This window comes from Gracilibacillus sp. JCM 18966 (genome assembly GCF_055392695.1).
The window spans coordinates 3,323,514-3,345,258 of the sequence record NZ_AP043883.1 but is presented as its reverse complement, the minus strand read 5'-3'; the positions used below and the strand labels follow the sequence as shown (position 1 = coordinate 3,345,258).

The following is a 21,745-nucleotide window of genomic DNA, read 5'->3' as shown; positions in this document are numbered from 1 at the left end:
TGGTATGGTGAGGACAAATGATCTTATTTTACGGACAATGACGGTATTGATCTCCTTTATTTTGCTTGGATTCGCTGTTTATTTATTATTAGCAGGACACAACGCACCAGGTGGTGGATTTGTAGGTGGGCTGATGACCTCTGCTGCCATTCTGCTAATGTATATGGCTTATGGGGAAAAAGCATTAAGCAAAATTCTACCACTTAACTATCGATTGCTCATTTCCATCGGGTTACTCATTGCCCTGGTTACTGGATTAGGTTCTTTCCTATTTGGGCAACCGTTCTTAAGTCAAACGTTTGGTTACTTCCATTTTCCTATCTTTGGAGAAGTGGAGCTTGCAACTGCTCTGTTATTTGATTTAGGTGTTTATTTAACCGTAATCGGTGTAACGTTAACGATTATCACCAATATCTCAGAAGACCGCTAATAAAGGAACACAGCAATCGCACAAATTTATCGAGAGTTTTTTTGTGCTTTTGCTGTGTATTTTTTATTACTATAATCGTCAGGGGAGAGCTTAAATAGGTCGTTATATGGAGTGACATCGATATGGTGTTCTTGTAGCTTCTTTTTCAAAAATTTATGATCCCTTTTTGGTGTTGCTAGAATATATCCTTCGATTAACGTTTCTTGCGTTATCTGAGACTGTTTTTTTGTTAGTGCAAGCTTTCCTACATTGCTGGCTATTTTTTGTCGAGCAACATCTCTGAAAAGCTCAGGAACTGGTGAGATTAGTTCTTCTAGAAATTCCTTTTCAGGCTTTCTCCACAAATGCTTGGACTTTTCCAAATAATATTTTTCCCAATCTAAATCAGATCTCCCATCTTTCTTTGGTAGGCTTTTCAAGAATTTGCGAAACATGAAATAGCCACCGATTGCTAGGAGTCCAATCAATATAAATGTCCAAACGACAATGAACATCATAAATTCAAAAGTCATAGTCTTCCCTCACTTATTTATATAACTAATTTCTAGAAAATTTGCTTTCGCGGAAAATTATAGTAATATAACTATGAATCCTACTAATAGACATAAAAATGTAATATTCGCATATGATGGAATAGGACCACGCTATTATAGCATGAATAACGACAAATTTGTACTTTTTACACTGTTACAGATGTAATTGTTTTCTAAGATGGAGAGGAGGGGGATACATGTTAGGTCATATAGGACTCAACAAAAATTCAAAAGCTAATCAAACATTCGATAAAGAGTCAAATCTATCCCAATTACCAAGCGATATCCTCAAACAAATTGAACGAGCAAGCTCTGATCTTGTCACGATAAGTGATCTTTCTGGAGTGATTTGGTTTGTTTCAGATTCCGTTGAACGTGTCTTAGGATATGCGAAGCAGGATTTGATTGGAAAATCGGTTTCGAGATATATCATGCAAGACGATTTTAAAAATGTTCGAAAAACCTTCCAGGTAGACGAAGAGTCACAACAAAAATATTATTTGCATTTCCGTCATGCCATGGGAAAATATATTATTTTTGAATCGGTCATGAAGGTGATTACATGTGAGAATGGAGAAAAGAAAATACTTACTGTTTCAAGGGATATCTCTGATAAGAAGCAAGCAGAGGAGATGCTTATTCGATCTGAAAAAATGTCAATTGCTGGACAATTAGCAGCAGGTATCGCTCATGAAATTAGAAATCCACTTACTTCATTAAGAGGTTTTATTCAACTATTACAAGCAGGAATGGATAATAAACAGGAATATTACAAAATTATGATGGATGAAATTGAAAAAATTAATACGATCACATCTGAGTTATTATTTATTTCTAAACCAATGACAGATGAGAAAAATATAGAAAATGTCAAGGACATGCTAACAGATGTTGTTACACTTTTAAAAACTCAAGCACAATTATTTAATATCGAGTTATCCTTAGTGGTTGACCATGACATTAGTATTCATTGTGATCGCTCCCAAATGAAACAAGTGTTTATTAATTTGGTGAAAAACGCGATTGAAGAAATGTCGGATGGTGGAAATATTGAACTCCGAATTAGCCAAAAGGAAAATTCATGTGTCATTGATGTCAAGGATGAGGGACCAGGTATTCCTAAACACCTTTTACATAAATTGAAGGAACCTTTTTTTACAACGAAGAAACACGGGACAGGATTAGGGTTAATGATCTCTAATCAAATCATCGAAAACCATCATGGACATTTAGAAATCACTTCAGATGTCAAAAAAGGAAGCACATTTAGTATTCGACTACCTATATCGTGATCTCGTTTCTAGCAATCTACTTAGAGTGAAAAGAATCGAATCTAGTGATATAATAAAGTGAGACTTCTAGTTCCTGTTCCTACTAATGGTATAAGAATAGAATATGAACCGTCCATTACCCTAAGTGGGGCTTATACGGTTCACTATGATAAATATGTTGAATCATTTTACTTATAAACCGATTTCATTTAAAATAGTAAGGTGCATACTATAATGTAGTATCTGAAGAGATAGGAATAGGTCGGTTTTCGGTCTAACATTTTGAAGGGGGTAACGCTAAGAAATGACTAACGAGAATGCATTTCAAGCTAAAAAGGAATTTGATTTGAACGGTAAAAAGTATACTTACTATCAGTTAAAAGCATTAGAAAATGCTGGTCTTGGTAAAATTGACCGTTTACCATTTTCAATTCGTGTATTGCTAGAGTCATTAATACGTCAACATGATGGACGTGTTATTAAAGATGACCATGTAAAGAGTCTAGCAAACTGGGGTAAAGGAAAAGTAGAAGATGTTCCATTCAAACCTTCACGAGTTATTTTACAAGATTTCACTGGTGTACCTGCAGTAGTTGACCTTGCTTCTTTACGTAAAGCAATGGTGGATATGGGAGGGTCTCCAGAAGAAATTAACCCTGAAGTACCAGTAGATTTGGTTATTGACCACTCTGTGCAAGTAGATGAGTATGGAACGAAGAACGCACTTCAAGCGAATATGGAATTAGAATTTGAACGAAATGCAGAAAGATATGAATTTTTGAACTGGGCACAAAAAGCATTTGATAACTATCGTGCCGTTCCACCTGCAACAGGAATTGTCCACCAAGTGAACTTAGAGTATATTGCAAATGTTGTTCATGCAGTAGAGAATGCAGACGGTGAAGTAGAAGCATTCCCAGACACATTGGTTGGAACGGACTCCCATACAACCATGATTAATGGTTTAGGTGTATTAGGATGGGGTGTAGGTGGTATTGAAGCAGAAGCAGGAATGCTTGGTCAGCCATCTTATTTCCCAGCACCTGAAGTAATCGGAGTAAAATTTACTGGAAGCTTTCCAAACGGAACGACTGCTACCGATTTAGCTCTTAAGGTAACACAAGTGTTGCGTGAGAAAAAAGTAGTTGGTAAATTTGTAGAATTCTTCGGACCTGGATTAAAGGATATGCCACTTGCTGACCGTGCAACGATTTCAAACATGGCACCAGAATATGGAGCAACATGTGGATTCTTCCCAGTGGATGCCGAGGCTTTAAGTTATTTACGTCTAACAGGACGAAGTGAAGATCAGATAGCACTTGTTGAGAAATATTGCAAAGAGAACAGCCTATGGTACTCTGCTGATCAACCAGATCCAGAGTTTACAGATCTAGTGGAAATTAATCTATCAGAATTAGAACCAAATCTATCAGGACCAAAACGTCCACAGGATTTAATTCCATTATCAGATATGCAGAAATCCTTTAAAGAAGCCATTACTGCACCTGCAGGAAATCAAGGGTTTGGCTTAGAAAAGTCAGAATTTGATAAAAAGGTAGAAATCGATCATCCTAATGGCATGCAGTCTGTCATGGAAACAGGAGCAGTTGCGATTGCTGCAATTACTTCTTGTACGAACACATCCAACCCATACGTAATGTTAGGAGCAGGATTACTTGCGAAAAAAGCTGTCGAAAAAGGGCTGGAAGTGCCTGCATATGTCAAAACTTCATTGGCACCAGGTTCAAAGGTTGTTACTAGTTATCTAGAAAACTCTGGACTAATGCCATACTTAGATCAATTAGGCTTTAACCTTGTTGGTTATGGTTGTACAACATGTATTGGTAACTCTGGTCCATTACGTGAAGAAATTGAAAAGGGTATTGCTGATAATGACTTAACAGTTGCTTCTGTGTTATCTGGTAACCGTAACTTTGAAGGGCGTATCCATCCACTTGTAAAAGCTAACTATTTGGCTTCACCACCATTAGTAGTGGCATATGCACTAGCGGGAACGGTTGATATCGACCTTAAAAATGATCCAATTGGCAAGGATAAAGATGGCAATAATGTATACTTTAATGATATTTGGCCATCAATGGATGAGGTTCGTGAGGAAGTTAAAAAAGTTGTAACACCGGAAATTTTCCGTAAAGAATATGAGAATGTGTTCGATTCCAATGAAAAATGGAATGAAATCGACACAACCGACGAGCCGTTATATTCATGGAATAGTGATTCAACATACATTCAAAATCCTCCGTTCTTTGAAGGACTTTCCAAGGATGCAGGAAAAGTAAAAACACTTTCCGGAATGCGTGCAATTGGTAAATTTGGAGATTCTGTGACAACAGACCACATTTCACCAGCTGGTGCGATCGCAAAGGATATGCCAGCAGGTAAATATTTACAAGCTAATGGTGTATCACCTCGTAACTTTAACTCTTACGGATCTCGTCGTGGAAACCATGAAGTGATGATGCGTGGTACATTTGCAAATATCCGTATTAAGAACCAATTGGCTCCAGGGACGGAAGGTGGATTTACAACATACTGGCCTGATAATGAAGTAATGCCTATTTATGATGCAGCAATGAAATACCAGCAAGATGGTACTGGACTTGTTGTATTAGCAGGAAATGACTATGGTATGGGAAGCTCTCGTGACTGGGCGGCTAAAGGAACAAATCTTTTAGGAATTAAAACAGTAATTGCTGAAAGCTTTGAACGTATTCATCGTTCCAACCTAGTTATGATGGGTGTATTACCACTCCAGTTCCAAGAAGGAGATAGTGCAGACTCACTTGGACTTACTGGCAAGGAAACATTTGAGGTACTAATTGATGAAACTGTTAAACCTCGTGATTTAATCAAAGTAACTGCAACAGATGAAGCTGGTAAAACTACTGAATTTGAAGTAATTGCCCGTTTTGATAGTGATGTGGAAATTGATTACTATCGTCATGGTGGCATTCTACAAATGGTATTACGAAACAAACTTGCTAATTAATAGTAAATACGAAGAGACAGTCCATTTTCTTGGGAGGCCACTGAAAAAGTCCAAAATCTAATTAACGAGGGTCTTCTCGATGAAATCGAGAAGACCCTCGTTGTTATTTTCATGTATAATAGAAGTAACAATTTTTAGTGGTGGTGGTACATATGATTTCTGATCAACAGTCGCTTAATCTTAGTCCCTTTATGGCAATATACGATTTGGTAGTACCCAAAGACAATATGCTTCGACAAATAAACGAACTGGTGGACTTCTCTTTTATTTTAGAAGAACTAAGAGATAAATATTGTTTGGATAACGGTCGAAACGCTGTACCTCCTATTCGTCTTTTTAAATATCTATTACTTAAGACAATCTTCGATTTGTCTGATGTTGATGTCGTCGAGCGTTCGAAATATGATATGTCCTTCAAATATTTTTTAGAAATGGCACCAGAAGACCCAGTTATTCATCCAAGCACATTAACCAAATTCCGGAAATTACGACTAAAGGATACAAAGTTACTGGACATGTTAATTCAGAAATCCGTGAAGTTAGCTCTGGAAAAAGATCTTATTGCGAGTAATTCCATCATCGTTGATGCCACCCATACAAAAGCACGTTTTAACCAGAAATCACCGATCGAATTTCTGAGGGAAAAATCAAAGCTACTGCGTAAAGCTGTTTACCAGGTGGACGAACGTTTGAAAGAAAAGTTTCCTTCGAAGAGCGTTACAGAGGATTTAGCTGATGAACTTCAATACAATAAGGAACTTATTGAAGTGTTGGACCAAGAAGAGGCCGTATCCAGCTATCCGAAAGTGAAAGAAAAGCTAAATTACTTAAAAGAACTAGTGGAAGATCACGTAGAGAACCTGCCTTCCTCCGATGATCTTGATGCCCGAAAAGGGCATAAATCGGCCGATACCTCTTTTTTTGGATATAAAACACATATCGCTATGAGTGAAGAACGAGTGATTACAGCTGCGGTTGTCACTACTGGAGAAAAGAATGATGGTAAATATCTACAGACATTAATTGAAAATACGCAAAGTACAGGCATGAATGTGAAGTGTGTTATTGGAGATACAGCTTACTCGGAAAAATACAATATCCAATACGCAAACCAAAATGATTTAGAATTAGTGTCAAAGTTACATCCACTCATTACACAAGGCGTACGTCAGAAAGAAAACGAGTTTGAATTCAATAAGGATGCCGGCATGTATGTTTGTAAGGCAGGAAATATGGCCATACGGAAAGCACGTACTGGTAAGAAATCATCGAATCAAAGTTATACTTATTATTTTGATGTGGAAAAGTGTAAGGTCTGCCCGCTTCGAGATGGGTGTTATAAAGAGGGGGCGAAGTCGAAGACTTACTCCGTCACAATTAAATCCTCCGAACATATGGAGCAGCAAGTCTTTCAGGAAAGTCCTCATTTTCGTGAAAAAGCAAAAGAACGTTACAAAATTGAAGCGAAAAATAGTGAACTAAAACACAGACACGGGTATGATGTAGCATCTTCCTCGGGTCTCGTTGGCATGGAAATGCAGGGAGCAATGTCGATTTTCACCGTGAACTTGAAACGAATTATCAAACTAATGAACGAACCAAAGGAATAAAAGCTAGGAAAAAAGGGGTCTGTCCGTTCAATTCTGAACGGACAGACCCCTTTTCTTTATATTTTTCCGACACCATAAAACTAAAACGTTAGTTTTTCAGTGGCCACTTTTCTTGGCTGTCTCTTTTTGTTAGGTTAAATGTTAACTATTGTTAGTAAAACTAACTGGATTATTAGACGAACGCCATCGTTTAGCTTATAATGAGAATGGAATATATAAAAGGATGAAACATAATGAAGAAAAATATAATTGGACTAGGAATTCTGGTCATTCTAACTGGCATTGTTATCTATACTAATTTCACTAATAACTCGAATGAAGATACTGGACCGAATGAATTTGATGTCACAGGTGATCCATCAGTTGAAGGTGGTATGATCACTTCACCTAATCATCAGGTACTGGAAGAAGGAGATACTGCCCCAATCTTTCACTTAAAGGATTTACAAGGTCAGCAATTATCTTTATCAGATGTCGATAAGGACCTTATTTTAGTTAATTTTTGGGCGACTTGGTGTAAGCCGTGTGTAGAGGAAATGCCAGCCATTCAACAGTTTGAGGATAAGTATGGCGATCAAGTAAAGGTCCTAGCCATTAATGCTACCGCCACTGAAACGAAACGCGAGAAGATTAGACCATTCGTGGAGGAAGGTGGTTATGCATTTACAATTCTGTTAGATGAAGATGGGACTACATACGAAAATTATTCCATTATTGGAGTACCTTCCTCCTTTTTCATTGATTCGGAAACACTTGAAATTGTAAAAATGGTGAGAGGTCCCATGACACTTGAACAGATGGAACAAATTTTCCACGAGATTAATAGCTAACCATTGTCTCCTCTTAGCGAACTAAGAGGTTTTTTCTATCGATTGTGATAAATAAAGGGGGATAAATGATTTGAATAATATAGATAAAATAAAAGAGAAAATATATAGTTGGACGAATATAGAAAAGAATCCACCTTTCACAGAAGTAGAGCTTTTGCGGATCATGGATGAAGTTAACCAACATACCCTCCGTTTAGAAAGTAAAGATGCCTTAGCCATTCTCTATGCTATGCTGATTTATTATCGTTTAAAACGCAACGTGACAGATGATCATTTGAACTCATCTTTGACTGAATTAATGACAGAAACAGATCATCCGGTAGTAGAAGAGGTTCAATCATTAAAAAAATATTTGTATCTAAATAATCAATTAACCGATATAGATCTCTCACAATACTATGTGCGTGAGACGGACTTTGATCCAGTTAAATTAAAAAAGGTTAATGCACTCATTAAACAGTTAGAGAATATTGAATCATTGCAAAGCTATCTACCAAAAGGAACGTCAGAAATAAAAACGGCCGCATCGTCGATTTTTGATCAGGTAGAAAAATTAATCGATATTGCGAACATGATTAGTCACGGACTTGAGCAAAAAAAATCGATTCAAGAAATCTCTTCTTATAATGAAGAAATTGAAAAACTAACGAGATTAATTCAGTTTTTCTATCAAGCATTGCCATCATTTCTAAAAGAGGAAACAGAGACCGATCCTCTTACAGAACTAAATGAGATGATAGGGTTAACCCAAGTAAAAGCATATATTAATCAATATTATCACTACCTCAAGTACCAAAAACGACGAAAAGAAGCAGGATTTCAGATGATTGATGAGCAAGGTCTCCACATGGTGATTACTGGAAATCCGGGTACAGGTAAAACTACTATTGCACGGTTACTAGCTAACATCTACTATCAGCTCGGATTGCTGGAGTCCAATGAATTAATTGAAGTGAATCGTTCCCAATTAGTGGGCTCTTTTATGGGACAAAGTGAAGAAAATACCTTGAATTATGTTAAGAAAGCACTTGGTGGTGTTTTGTTTATTGATGAGGCCTATAATTTAAAGCGTGCTGACCAAACGGGTAATGATTATGGACAAGCCGTTATTGATACATTAGTTTCCAGTATGACAGCCAAAGAATATGCGAATAAATTTGCAGTAATTATAGCAGGCTATCCAGAGGAAATGAATCAATTTCTTTGGTCTAACCCCGGCTTAAGAAGTAGATTTCCAGAGGGTAATTTTATTGAACTACCCGATTACACCGATAATGAATTAGTCAAAATAGCGGAAGAAACAGCATTACAAAATGATTATTTTTTCACAGTGGATGCATTACGAGCCTTCGAAGGATTAATCGAAAACTCTAGAGTAGACGAATCCTTTGGTAATGCGAGAACGGTAAGAGATTTAGTATTAAAAGTAATATTCTATATGGGCGCTACTCAAAACATGCCTGATAAAGAAAATTGGATTGAACACATGCGAATTACCGCGCATGACATCAACCGGTTAGATGAACAGAGAAATTCCGAGGACCCAATGAAGCAATTAGATCAATTAATTGGTCTGAATCATGTCAAAGAAGAAGTGAAGAAGCTTTCGGCATTTGTTAAAGTCCAACAAAAAAGAAAAGCAATGGATCTTCCAAATGTCCCTATTCAGTTACACTCCGTCTTTTCTGGTAATCCGGGTACAGGGAAAACGACGGTTGCTAAAATATTTGCGAAGATTTTAAAGGATTGTGGACTACTAAAAAGAGGACATCTCGTCATTGCCTCTAGAGGAGATCTAGTTGCAGGTTATGTAGGACAGACTGCTATTAAAACAAAAAATAAAATAAGAGAGGCACTAGGTGGCGTACTATTCATTGATGAAGCTTATGCTTTATTTCGAGGTGAAAAGGACTTCGGTAAAGAAGCAATCGATACATTAGTTGATGAAATGACCAAACATAATGAAAATCTAGTCGTCATCTTAGCGGGTTATAAAGAGGAAATGGAACGGTTTATTAAAAGTAATCCAGGCTTAGAATCTAGGTTTAAAAAATACTTCCATTTTGAAGACTATAAGAAGGAAGAATTACTGGAGATGGTTTTATACCATATAGATGCCTATCAATATGAGCTAGCTCCAAACGTTCAAGACTATTTGCTAGAGCAATTTTCAAATGCAAGGATTAGTGGAAATGGTCGATTTGTCGTGAATTTAATTAATGAAGCCATTCAATACCAAGCATTACGTATGGATATAGATTCAGATTCCTATAATCAACTTGCCTTATTGAAGAAGGAAGATTTTGAACTAGCATGGAAATCAAGTAGGGGGATTGAACAATGAAAGTAACATCATCAATAAAAGTAAGATATCAAGAAACAGATCAAATGGGAGTAGTCTATCATGCAAACTATTTAATTTGGTTTGAAATCGGAAGAACAGCATTTATTGAAGAGCTCGGATTTCAATATCACGAGATGGAAGCAGAAGGAGTGGTTTCTCCAGTGGTGGATGCTAATATCTCTTTTAAACAGCCGATTCGCTATGGCGGCGATGCTTTTGTAGAGACATGGATAGAAGACTATAATGGGATTCGTACAACCTACGGCTATCGGATTTTAAATGATAAAAAGGAAGTTGCAGTTACAGGAAAAACGCAGCACGTAATAGTCGATAAAGAAACGTTTAAACCACTATCTCTCAGAAAAAAGTTTCCTCATTGGCATCATGCGTATCAACAAGCATTAGAGGACAATCAGTAATGGCATTTGGGATAGATCGTAATACGTTAAACAAATGGAAAAGAAAAGTAGACAGAGGGGAAATTGCTTTTTTAACCCACTATTGGCTAGATGACAGATTTCCAGGATGTACTTCTGTCACGAAGGTTGGTTGCAATAATTACGAACAATTATCCGAATGGGGTAGTAAATACGGCTTGAGAGAAGAATGGATTCACCGAGATGAGCGGTATCCTCATTTTGATCTGTTCGGAGATCGCCAAAAACAAATCTTGTTTGCAGAAGAACAATGGGATCAACTGGAAAAATTTCATCCCAGTACTAAATAGCCTAATCGGTTTAGCTAATTAACCGTTGTCGGGTATGGAAGTATAAAAACCGAGTGAAAGCTATCACTCGGTCGTTTTTGTGTGTTTTTTTTCAATTGGGACAGGATCATAGCCACCTGGATGAAATGGATGACATTTCAAGATACGCCTTATGGAATAATAGGTTGCTTTGAACCAATTAAATTGCTGAAAGCATTCCAGACTATATTGCGAACACGTCGGTTGGAAGCGACAGCTTGGTGGAAACATTGGACTGATCCATTTCTGGTAAAACCGTATCAAACCAATAAAAATCTTTTTCATCGCCTATCTCGCAAGTGATTTATCATAGTTAATAGTAGCGATGGCATCATGGAGATGAATCGATTCCTCATTTTGACAGGTTACAGAAAACTGTTCTACAAAAGGTAATTCATATAGATCTGCTGCAACAAGTCTCACCATATCTTCAACAAAACGAGGGTTCTCATATGCTTGTTCTGTTACCATTTTTTCGTCTGGACGTTTTAAAACAGGATGGATTCGAGCACTAGCATTACTCTCCGCAGCTTCTAATAATGCAAGCTTCCAATCCTTTTGATCCTCCGCATAATCTGGAGCTAGTCTTACAGCCATTTTTACAATGCCGCGTTGATTATGAGCACTATACTCACTGATTTCCTTAGAGCATGGACAAAGTGTTGTTACCGTTCCTTCTAATGCCACTTCTAATTGATAGCCTGTGTTTTTGTGATAGTGGATAGTGATCATGGCATTTGCGTGATTCATCCCCGTCTTATCTGAGCTTGGACCACTGCGCTCGAAAAACCATGGGAAGGAAATTTGTAATTGTGTATCTTCCTGTTCCAACTTCTCGGTTAACTCCTTCGTAAATGCTTTGAGTTTATTAATAGATATATCAAATGGCTCACCGTTAGAATAGTCATGAAGTAGCTCGGTAAATCGACTCATATTTGTTCCTTTATGATTCTTTTTAATGGATGAGGTCATCGTCAAGGTACCAATCGTTGTTTGGGTGGTTGGCTTTGTTTCACTACTAACGAGGATAGGGTGTTTCACATTGGTTATCCCCACGTGATCTATATCGAACAAAAAATCTTTTTTCGTATTTTGTAAGTCTGGCATTTTTTCCTTTTCTGTCGGTTTCGTTTTCTCACCTGGTTCTACTGATCCGAATAGTTTATGTCTTTCTAATTTATTTGGTAACTGAATTGGATAGTTACGATCCATGGATAAGCTCCTTTCAAACTAATACAATTATCCTATTAGTATACTTAATTATGGCTTATTATTCAATTTTAAAAACTGATTAGCAAGATCATTTACATAGTTTTTCCTATACCTAAAAATTTTAGCTGTGTGGAAACTTCTACTATGTAGAAGTTTTATACTTATTCTAACGTATAAAAAAAGAGATCTGTAAGACCCCTTTCATTCAACTCTACATCCATGTTATTTTAGGTTCTGTCTTGTTGATAATTCGCTTGATATTCGCCTTATGCCGATAAATAACCACGATAGTTAAGATGCTTGTAACAATCATTAAACCGACCTCTTGCTGAATGATCGTAACGATTATTGTAATAATACCAGTAACCATTGATGATAAAGATACATATTTAGATATATATAAGATGATTAGAAAGCTACATATCATGATAATAAATAATAATGGGTTAACACCTAAGATAACCCCTGCAGAGGTTGCAACTGCTTTTCCTCCTTTAAACTTAGCGAATATCGGGAAGATATGACCTAGCACAGCAAATAGTCCGACTACTAGTGGATAAACTTGCTCTGCATGAAAGATCACGGGCAATACTGCAGCTAAAGTACCTTTTAGAATATCACAAACCGTTACAATGATACCTGCTTTTATTCCCAGGACACGGAAGGTGTTTGTTGCGCCAAGGTTCCCACTACCATGCTCTCTTATGTCTATTTTGAAGCCGACTTTTCCTACTATTAAACCTGTAGGTATTGAACCAAGAAAATATGCAATAACGATAAAAATAAAATAGTCCATCAGTATACTCCTAACTAACAAGTAGTATCCCTATTCTATCATGTATTCTTTAAAAAAAGTATATTCTCTCATTATTTTTTTCATAAACCGACTGTTTATAAACCAAAAATAATGAAATATCACTTGACAAGGTCGTCAAACTTTCCGATAAAATAATAGCTATACTTGCATGGATTGGCGGAAAATGGTTTAATCAATAAAATGAGGTGTTATTTATGAACATGGATCAAGAAAAGCAATTGATGAAAAAAATACTAAGTGAAACTAAAGTGATTGCAGTGGTAGGATTATCTGATAAGCCTTACCGTACATCCTACCAAATCGCTTTGGCCATGCAAAATGCAGGCTATAAGATAATTCCCGTTAATCCAAATGTTGACAATGTATTAGGGGAAAAGGCTTATGCATCTGTCCTTGATATTAAAGAAGATTTTCAACTTACGAATATTTTTAGACGACCAGAATATTTAGAAGAAATTGCAGAAGAAATCGTTCAAGTTAAAGCTCCTTATGTTTGGATGCAACAGGGGGTTGTGAATGAATCTGCCTATCAATTTCTACAACAACATGGTAAAGAGGTCATCATGGATCGTTGTATAAAAGTTGCTCATTCGATACTTATGTAATAAATAACTTTACAAACAGAACGTAGGTTCGATACTATAGAAGTAATAAACGGAACTTAAAGAATGAAGAAACTTAGGTTTCCTATATGTGCGGAAGGAGAAAGTGTTTTATGGTGAAGAATACAGCCTATTCGGATGATTCAATACAGGTATTAGAGGGGCTAGAAGCTGTTCGGAAACGCCCAGGAATGTATATTGGTAGTACGGATGCGAGAGGGTTACATCATCTTGTGTTTGAAATTGTGGACAATTCAGTTGATGAAGCGCTTTCCGGTTTTGGAGACCTTATACGTGTGACCATTCATCAAGATCAAAGTATTACGGTTCAGGATAGAGGTAGAGGTATGCCAACAGGGATGCATCAAACCGGTAGACCGACTCCTGAGGTTATTCTGACGGTCTTGCACGCTGGTGGTAAGTTTGGGCAAGGTGGATACAAGACGAGTGGAGGGCTACATGGTGTCGGGGCATCCGTTGTTAATGCTTTATCTGAATGGTTAGAGGTAAAAATTGAACGAGATGGTCATCTATATTATCAAAGATTTGAAAATGGTGGAAAGCCTGTAACGACTCTGGAGAAAAAAGGCAAAACAAAGAAAACGGGTACTACCATTACCTTTAAGCCAGACCGTTCGATTTTTTCTACGGATGTTTATCAATTTGACATATTAGCAGAAAGACTAAGAGAAGCAGCTTTTCTACTCAAAGGGATTACAATCGAGCTAATCGATGAAAGAAATGAAAACGAAAAAGAATCGTATCATTATCCAGAAGGCCTAAAGGATTTTGTTGAATATCTGAATGAGGATAAGGATACTTTACATGCTGTCGTGAATTTTGAAGGAGAGCAGCAAGGGATGGAGCTTGATTTTGCTTTCCAATTTAACGATGGATACGCGGAGAGCATCCTTTCTTTTGTTAACAATGTTCGGACAAAGGATGGTGGAACCCATGAAATTGGTGCAAAATCAGCGATTACACGAATCTTTAACGAATATGCTCGTAAAATTAATTTATTGAAAGAAAAGGATAAGAATTTAGAAGGAAATGATATACGTGAAGGCTTCACTGCAGTCATTTCGATCAAAATTCCAGAAGAGAAGCTTCAATTTGAAGGTCAAACAAAAGGAAAGCTCGGGACAGCAGAGGCTAGATCCGTTGTCGATACGATTGTGGCAGAACATTTACTCTATTTCCTTGAAGAGAATGCAGATGTTAGCTCGATGTTGATCAAGAAGGCCATTCGTGCGAAAGAAGCGAGGCTTGCAGCACGAAAAGCAAGAGAAGAAGCAAGGAGTGGGAAAAAGAAAAAGCGTAAAGATGCTTTATTAAGTGGGAAGCTTACACCAGCCCAATCACGGAATCCTGCAAAGAATGAATTATATTTAGTGGAGGGAGATTCAGCTGGAGGCTCTGCAAAACAGGGGAGGGATCGGAAATTTCAAGCCGTTTTACCACTGAGAGGTAAAGTAATTAACACAGAAAAAGCAAAGCTTGTCGATATTCTGAAAAATGAAGAAATCTCTACCATTATTCATACGATCGGTGCAGGTGTCGGAAGTGAGTTTTCCATTGAAGATATCCAATATAATAAAATTGTCATCATGACAGACGCCGATACAGATGGTGCTCATATTCAAGTTTTATTACTTACTTTTTTCTATCGTTATATGCGACCACTTATTGAGGAAGGTAAAGTATTTATAGCTCTACCACCACTCTACCAAATAACAAAAGGTAAAGGGGCCAAAGCAAAGATAGAATATGCATGGAATGAAGAGGAAATGAAAAAGATCACTAAGTTATATAAAACAGGCTATCAACTACAACGCTATAAAGGTCTTGGTGAAATGAACGCAGAGCAGCTTTGGGAAACAACGATGAATCCAGAATCTAGAACCTTAATTCGCGTAACAATCGATGACTTGGCACGAGCGGAAAAGCGTGTTACGACACTAATGGGTGATAAAGTAGAGCCAAGAAGAAAATGGATTGAATCACACGTGCAGTTTAGTTTAGATGAAGATGAGAATATTATTGATAATGAGAATATTCAAATATAAGGACGTTTAGGGGGAATACCTTTGGCAATAGAAGAAAAATATCTTGATCTACCATTAGAAGAAGTAATGGGAGATCGTTTTGGTCGGTATAGTAAATATATCATTCAAGATCGTGCACTTCCGGATGCACGAGACGGTTTAAAGCCGGTACAACGTAGAATATTGTATGCAATGTACGAAGAGAGGAACACACATGATAAACCATTCCGAAAATCAGCGAAAACAGTAGGTACGGTCATTGGTAACTATCATCCTCATGGTGATTCCTCTGTCTATGAGGCTATGGTTCGATTAAGTCAGACATGGAAGGTAAGAAACGAACTAGTAGAGATGCATGGAAATAACGGTAGTTTAGACGGCGACCCCCCAGCTGCAATGCGTTACACGGAAGCAAGGTTATCAGCAATTGCGGCTGAAATGATCCGGGATATTGATAAACAAACGGTAGAATTTATTCCTAATTTCGATGATTCAATTGAAGAACCTGTTGTTCTGCCTGCAAAAATTCCTAACCTTCTTGTGAATGGTTCTACAGGTATTTCTGCAGGATATGCAACAGAAATACCTCCACATAACTTAGGTGAAGTCATCGATGCCATTATTAAAAAATTAGAAAAACCAAGTGCAACCATTGATGACTTGTTACAATTTATCAAAGGGCCAGATTTTCCAACAGGAGGAATAATCCAAGGAAAGGAAGGCTTAAAAAAAGCGTACGAGACCGGAAAAGGGAAAGTAGTAGTTAGAGGAAAGGCGAAAATTGAACCATTAAAGGCGAGTCGAGAACAAATTGTGATCGACGAGATACCATTTGATGTGAATAAAGCCGTTCTCGTCAAACGAATGGATGAATTACGAATAGACCGAAAAGTCGAAGGAATCGCAGAAGTAAGAGATGAAACGGATCGAACCGGCTTAAGAATTGTGGTGGAATTAAAGAAGGATGCCGATAGTCAAGGGATTCTCAATTATTTATATAAAAATACAGACCTGCAGATTACGTATCACTTTAATATGGTGGCGATTAAAGATAAGACGCCTAGACTGTTAGGGTTATTGGAAATTATTGATGCCTATATTTCACATCAAAAGGATGTTGTTACAAGACAAACCAAATTTGATTTAAATAAAGCGAAAAAGCGGGCACACATTGTAGAAGGTTTGATAAAGGCGGTTTCCATATTAGATGAACTTATTCAAACGATACGTGCATCTAAGGACAAGCAAGATGCCAAAAATCAAATCAAGGCATTGTACGGTTTTACAGAAGAGCAAGCAGAAGCGATTGTAACATTACAATTATATCGTTTGACGAATACAGATATTACCGCATTAGAAAAGGAAGCAGACGAACTGCGAGAGGCTATTCGTGAGTTGCAACTCATTTTAGACGACGAGAAAAAATTGCTCACTGTCATTAAAAAAGATTTACGTGAAATGAAAAAGAAATATGCAGATCCAAGAAAAACTGTTATTGAGGATAAAATAGAGGAACTTAAAATAAATGTAGAAGTGACCGTTGCAAGTGAAGACGTTGTGGTTTCTGTCACCAATCAAGGATATGTGAAAAGAACGAGCATTCGGTCTTATAGTGCCTCCTCGATCGATGATTTCATGATGAAAGATGACGATTATCTACTCAGTTTGTTTGAGATAAATACGACAGATCATCTATTACTGTTTACAAATAAAGGTCGCTATATGCCAATACCAGTACATCAGTTGCCTGAAATTCGTTGGAAGGATCTGGGCCAACATATATCCAATATTACCTCTACGGATAAAGAGGAAGAGATTGTGAAGGCAATACCAATACGAGAGTTTGATGCCAAACAAAACTTGATCTTCTTTACAAAAAATGGAATGGTAAAGAAAAGTTGTTTAGATTTATATCAATCACAACGATACACGAGACCTCTCATTGCTTTAAATTTAAAGAACGATGATCAGTTACTTAATGTCCATCTAACAAATGGTAGCAGTAATCTGTTTATTGCAACGAATAAAGGATATGGCCTATGGTATGACGAGACAGAAGTCTCAGCAATTGGTCAACGAGCTGCTGGAGTGAAAGCCATTCAATTGAAGAAAGACGAGTATGTGGTGAATGGTATTGTCTTCCCTGAATGGAAGGAACAAGAGCACCTATTTGTGATGACCCAAAGGGGAGCTTGTAAAAGAATGAAAATAGATCAATTCGATAAATCTTCACGAGCTAAAAAAGGTTCTGTCATGCTTCGTGAATTAAAGTCTAAACCACATCGTTTAATTGGTTTAGAGCTACTACATGAATTAGACGAAGTTGCTTTACGAACGCGAAAAGGTACCTCTCTCGTTTTATCACCACTAGAGCTGCCTCTAAGTGAGCGCTATAGTAACGGTTCTTACGTAATTGACACAGACACAGAAGGTGAAGTGGAAAGAATCTGGCTCCATACAAGGTTACAAAAACCTTTTCATACAGAGGAAGGATAAGCCGAGCACTAGTGCTCGGCTTTCTTTTTTAAATAGGATAATGCTAAAGCTTTAAGTAGTTAAAAGAGCTATTGGCGAAATGTGTTAAAACTAGTATAATAAATAATTAAATTATATTTCTGCGTTTTCTGTCTAAAGAGAAGGAGTTTTCGTAAATGGGGACAACAACTGTCAGGTCTTATGAATTAGAACAAATGGTTGGATTGTATTGCTATTTTGATCAACATGAACAATTGGAGCGTAAAGAAAAAATGGTTGATTTTTATCAGAAAAAGGAAAAACAAATGCAGCATATCTGCTTTTGTGGACATTTCTCTGCAGGTAAATCGACCATTCTAAATCATTTATTAGATGAAGCACTGTTACCACAGAGTCCCATTCCGACCAGTGCAAATATTGTAGAAATAAAACGTGGTGAAGATGCATACATCATTCATTTTACCGAGCAAAAGCCGGTGAGATTAGATTCGAGTATCTCTCTTAGTGAGTTACATGCATTGTGCCGAGATGGCGAAGAAATCTGTAAGGTGGAAATAATAAAAAACAATACGGATTTGCCACCACAGGTAACCCTAATGGATACACCTGGAATCGATGCTGCAGATGATGCAGATCGAATTCTGACCGAATCTGCTCTGCATGTCGTTGACTTTCTTTATTATGTAATGGATTACAATCATGTCCAATCCGAAGTGAATGCTTCATTTTTGAAACATCTTGAAGCATTAAATAAGCCTTATGCGGTGATCATTAATCAAATGGATAAGCATAAAGAAGAGGAAATCTCTTTCGATGATTTTAAATCAAGCCTCGAGAAAGTCTTTCAACAATGGGGTATTCAACCAACTGATGTATTTTTTACATCTTTAAAAGAAGAACAAGCATGGACTGACAATCAATGGTCTAGCTTACAAACAAATATTCAACAAAAAATGGTTCAACCATGTCAAGAACTAGTGGATCAAACCTCCTATCATGGGATTAATCATATCATTCAGGAGAGCATAGCAGAAAAACAAGAAGAAATGGATCAAAAGCTGACGGAATTAGAGGATGAATTGGGTGCTATCGAAATACAAGATGATCGAAGTAAACAAGAGCTACAAAGTAAGAAGGCTGATCTAATTACAGCGAAAAATGATGTAGAGTCTACGTATAGGAAAATGGTGGAGCAGACCTTGAAAAATGCTCCATTAATGCCGTTTGAGCTTCGTGAGCTTGCAAAGGATATGCTACAAGCATATGAGCCAACTTTTAAAATAGGATTATTCAAATCGAAACAAAAAACGGAACTTGAGCGCACGAGACGTTTAGAAGCCTTTTACCAAGCACTCCAAAAACAAGTGGAAACCACTTTGGAATGGAAGCTACGTGATAAGGTAACTGAATTCCTTTTACCATATACGTCGACAGCTTTAAATGAGTCTATTTTCGACAAACAATTTAGTCAGGAACAATTAGTAGAACAAATGAATGATAATGTTAGGACAACTGGTGAATATGTTCTAGTATATACTGACAAGCTTGCCAACCAATTGAAGAAACTATATAGACAATATTATAAAGACAAATGGCATGAGAAGAGTAATGAGATATTTCGTGAGTTTAATGAAAAAATTGATCAATTAGATAAGAGGATTAAGGTGTTAGAACAGTCGCAAAAAATCAAACAAGAAATTCAAGCAGAAAAATTAGCGTTCATACATTATAAAAATGAGCTCGAGGAGCATTTATCATCTGACTTTAGAATAGATCAACGACAAATAGAAGCGTTTCAACGAACATTAACAGAGCGCGAGCAAATAAAAACACTTATGAAGAAGGAATGGAATTTCCAGGATACAGAGGATGGACATATAAATGAGAATGTTCCTCCCTTGAAGAAAAATGCTCGTTATCAGATGGAATCCACATTAGAAGATGTGGAATGGTTGGTGGAGCATACGAAGGAAATAGACTCATTAAAACCATTTATAAAAGAAATAATGGAAAAACGAGAGCGGTTAGAAAATCGTCATTTTACCATTGCACTGTTCGGGGCTTTCAGTGCAGGCAAATCGTCTTTTGCTAATGCTTTGATGGGAGAAAGGGTACTGCCTGTTTCACCAAACCCAACGACAGCAGCGATCAATAAAATAAGTCCACCAAATGAAGAATTTCTACACAAGGAAGTTTATGTTCACTTAAAGAGTGAAGGTGAACTTATTGCAGATATCACCTCCATTTTGGGTGAAGTAGCTTTTCAAAATTTAGACGAAGTGGAGAAATGGATTCATAAACATAAGATAGATAAACTACAAATCGAGGATCAACATAAAACCTTTCTACATGCTTTTTATACAGGTCTTCCTAATCTGAAGAATAAAATTGGTAGTTCCTTTAAGATTCATTTTGACCAGTTTGCTAATTATGTGCGTGAAGAACAGATATCCTGCTTTGTGAAGGAAATGGAGCTCTATTATGATTGCCCATTAACTCGGCAACATATTACCTTAGTCGATACACCTGGCGCAGATTCTGTGAACGCTAGACATACAGAACTTGCCTTTTCCTATATTAAAAATGCTGACGCCATATTATTTGTAACGTATTATAACCATCCCTTTTCGCGGCCTGATAAAGCATTTTTAGAAAAGCTGGGAAGTGTTAAAGATGCATTTCAACTGGATAAAATGTTCTTCATCGTCAATGCAATGGATCTGGCCAAGGATCAAACGGAGGTTAATCTCGTTACAGACTATGTAAAGACACAGTTAAAAAGCTTTGATATTCATCATCCTAGAATGTACCCTGTATCCAGTCAGCAAGCATTGCAATTAAAAAAAGAGGGACAAACAACGACACCATCTGGAATGAAGGCATTCGAAAGCTCTTTTTATTCTTTTATTACAGAGGAGCTAACCCAATTAAGCATGCAATCGATCTATACCGATATCTCTCGAATTCATGCATTAGTGACCAAATGGCTAGAATTAAGTCATAGTGATCAAACAAAGCGTGAAGCATTCCTAGCGAAAAATGAAAATAATCAAGCACAAATGCACCATATCATTGAACAAAGGAATACATCCACTTATTTTCAATCCATTGAACAAAAACTAGAAAAGCAATGCTTTTATGTCATGCAACGTTTTATGATCCAATTTATTGACATGTTTCGGGATTTCATTAGTCCTGGATCGATTCAATCGAATGGCAGAAAAGGGAAAGAAGAATTAGTTATCGCCATTAAAGAACTCAATAAACAAATAAATGAACGAATGAAATATGAATTAGAAGCAATCCTAATTCGAATAAATGCTTTTTGGAATGTGGAATGGAAACAATGGAGGAATGAAATCAATCGACAGCTTCAAAAAGTTGATTCAAGCTTTTCCCTTTCAGAATTAGAAGAAATGTCAGTAGAAGAAGCTAATCTTTTTCAGAAGATAGATCTAGAGGATAAAACTGTACAAGGTTTTGCCCATATCTTTAAAGATACGAAAACATTCTTTGCTCAAAATGATCGTGACAAACTGGAAGAGGAACTCAAACAAGTATTTAGTAAGCAATGGCAAGAAGAATTTTCACGTATTCAATCAGCTTTAAAGGATCACTACGCACAACTTTGGATTAAAGAGGATCAACAGGTATGGGCAAATTATTCAAATGAAGTATCTACTTATTTTGAAAATGTGAAGAAAGGCTTAACAGATAACTTCGAGAATATCGAATTACTCGAGAAATTGAATCAAGAATTAATGAACCGGACAAACGGCTAGGGAGTTTCCTAGCTGTTTGTCATTCATATTTAGAGGGCC

Annotated in this window: 16 protein-coding genes; 12 read left to right on the top strand and 4 right to left on the bottom strand. The window is 37.0% G+C overall.

The window, feature by feature from the left end:
- Nucleotides 1–4: 4 nt before the first annotated feature.
- Nucleotides 5–430 (top strand): Na(+)/H(+) antiporter subunit B, encoded by a 426-nt coding sequence (locus tag ACZ5N5_RS16225; protein WP_054789275.1) that lies wholly within the window; start codon nucleotides 5–7, stop codon nucleotides 428–430.
- A gap of 26 nt (nucleotides 431–456) precedes the next feature.
- On the opposite strand, the gene ACZ5N5_RS16220 is transcribed toward ACZ5N5_RS16225, so the two are convergent.
- On the bottom strand, nucleotides 457–942 hold the full coding sequence (locus ACZ5N5_RS16220; RefSeq protein ID WP_109984369.1) for a DUF2621 family protein: 486 nt from the start codon (nucleotides 940–942) through the stop codon (nucleotides 457–459).
- A 218-nt stretch (nucleotides 943–1,160) separates the two neighbouring features.
- Between ACZ5N5_RS16220 and ACZ5N5_RS16215 the strand changes: the two genes are divergently transcribed.
- The 7 genes from ACZ5N5_RS16215 (at nucleotide 1,161) to ACZ5N5_RS16185 (ending at nucleotide 10,755) form a co-directional block, all read left to right on the top strand.
- Nucleotides 1,161–2,255 carry an ATP-binding protein gene (locus ACZ5N5_RS16215; RefSeq protein WP_464372771.1) on the top strand — a complete coding sequence of 365 codons (1,095 nt, stop codon included), beginning with the start codon at nucleotides 1,161–1,163 and terminating at the stop codon, nucleotides 2,253–2,255.
- Between the two features lie 283 nt (nucleotides 2,256–2,538).
- On the top strand, nucleotides 2,539–5,244 hold the full coding sequence (gene acnA, locus ACZ5N5_RS16210) for an aconitate hydratase AcnA (RefSeq protein ID WP_464372770.1): 2,706 nt from the start codon (nucleotides 2,539–2,541) through the stop codon (nucleotides 5,242–5,244).
- Nucleotides 5,245–5,396: 152 nt separating this feature from the next.
- A complete protein-coding gene (locus ACZ5N5_RS16205; RefSeq protein ID WP_464372769.1) occupies nucleotides 5,397–6,854 on the top strand; it encodes an IS1182 family transposase in 1,458 nt (485 codons plus the stop codon).
- Between the two features lie 233 nt (nucleotides 6,855–7,087).
- A complete protein-coding gene (locus tag ACZ5N5_RS16200; RefSeq protein WP_054788424.1) occupies nucleotides 7,088–7,684 on the top strand; it encodes a redoxin domain-containing protein in 597 nt (198 codons plus the stop codon).
- Between the two features lie 70 nt (nucleotides 7,685–7,754).
- The gene (locus ACZ5N5_RS16195) at nucleotides 7,755–10,028 is read left to right on the top strand and encodes an AAA family ATPase (RefSeq protein ID WP_109984364.1); all 2,274 of its coding nucleotides are present in this window, start codon (nucleotides 7,755–7,757) and stop codon (nucleotides 10,026–10,028) included.
- Nucleotides 10,025–10,447 (top strand): acyl-CoA thioesterase, encoded by a 423-nt coding sequence (locus ACZ5N5_RS16190; protein ID WP_464372768.1) that lies wholly within the window; start codon nucleotides 10,025–10,027, stop codon nucleotides 10,445–10,447. The genes ACZ5N5_RS16195 and ACZ5N5_RS16190 overlap by 4 nt, the downstream gene beginning before the upstream one ends.
- A complete protein-coding gene (locus tag ACZ5N5_RS16185; protein WP_109984362.1) occupies nucleotides 10,447–10,755 on the top strand; it encodes a hypothetical protein in 309 nt (102 codons plus the stop codon). Before ACZ5N5_RS16190 ends, ACZ5N5_RS16185 begins: the two co-directional genes overlap by 1 nt.
- 63 nt (nucleotides 10,756–10,818) lie before the next feature.
- On the opposite strand, the gene yidD is transcribed toward ACZ5N5_RS16185, so the two are convergent.
- The 3 genes from yidD to plsY form a co-directional block, all read right to left on the bottom strand.
- Nucleotides 10,819–11,058, bottom strand: coding sequence for a membrane protein insertion efficiency factor YidD (yidD, locus tag ACZ5N5_RS16180; protein ID WP_277678232.1), 240 nt, complete (start codon nucleotides 11,056–11,058; stop codon nucleotides 10,819–10,821).
- A gap of 3 nt (nucleotides 11,059–11,061) precedes the next feature.
- Nucleotides 11,062–11,985 (bottom strand): GTP cyclohydrolase FolE2, encoded by a 924-nt coding sequence (gene folE2 / locus ACZ5N5_RS16175; RefSeq protein ID WP_277678231.1) that lies wholly within the window; start codon nucleotides 11,983–11,985, stop codon nucleotides 11,062–11,064.
- Between the two features lie 211 nt (nucleotides 11,986–12,196).
- On the bottom strand, nucleotides 12,197–12,781 hold the full coding sequence (gene plsY, locus ACZ5N5_RS16170) for a glycerol-3-phosphate 1-O-acyltransferase PlsY (RefSeq protein ID WP_054788426.1): 585 nt from the start codon (nucleotides 12,779–12,781) through the stop codon (nucleotides 12,197–12,199).
- Between the two features lie 215 nt (nucleotides 12,782–12,996).
- On the opposite strand from plsY, the gene ACZ5N5_RS16165 reads away from it, so the two are divergent.
- The 4 genes from ACZ5N5_RS16165 to ACZ5N5_RS16150 all read left to right on the top strand — a co-directional run bounded on the left by ACZ5N5_RS16165 (nucleotide 12,997) and on the right by ACZ5N5_RS16150 (nucleotide 21,706).
- On the top strand, nucleotides 12,997–13,407 hold the full coding sequence (locus ACZ5N5_RS16165) for a CoA-binding protein (protein ID WP_054788427.1): 411 nt from the start codon (nucleotides 12,997–12,999) through the stop codon (nucleotides 13,405–13,407).
- Nucleotides 13,408–13,517: 110 nt separating this feature from the next.
- Nucleotides 13,518–15,470: a DNA topoisomerase IV subunit B gene (gene parE, locus ACZ5N5_RS16160; protein WP_109984358.1), complete on the top strand. Its 1,953-nt coding sequence runs from the start codon at nucleotides 13,518–13,520 to the stop codon at nucleotides 15,468–15,470.
- Nucleotides 15,471–15,491: 21 nt separating this feature from the next.
- Nucleotides 15,492–17,945 (top strand): DNA topoisomerase IV subunit A, encoded by a 2,454-nt coding sequence (parC, locus tag ACZ5N5_RS16155; RefSeq protein WP_464372767.1) that lies wholly within the window; start codon nucleotides 15,492–15,494, stop codon nucleotides 17,943–17,945.
- A gap of 155 nt (nucleotides 17,946–18,100) precedes the next feature.
- Nucleotides 18,101–21,706 carry a dynamin family protein gene (locus ACZ5N5_RS16150; RefSeq protein ID WP_464372766.1) on the top strand — a complete coding sequence of 1,202 codons (3,606 nt, stop codon included), beginning with the start codon at nucleotides 18,101–18,103 and terminating at the stop codon, nucleotides 21,704–21,706.
- The last annotated feature ends 39 nt before the right edge of the window (nucleotides 21,707–21,745 follow it).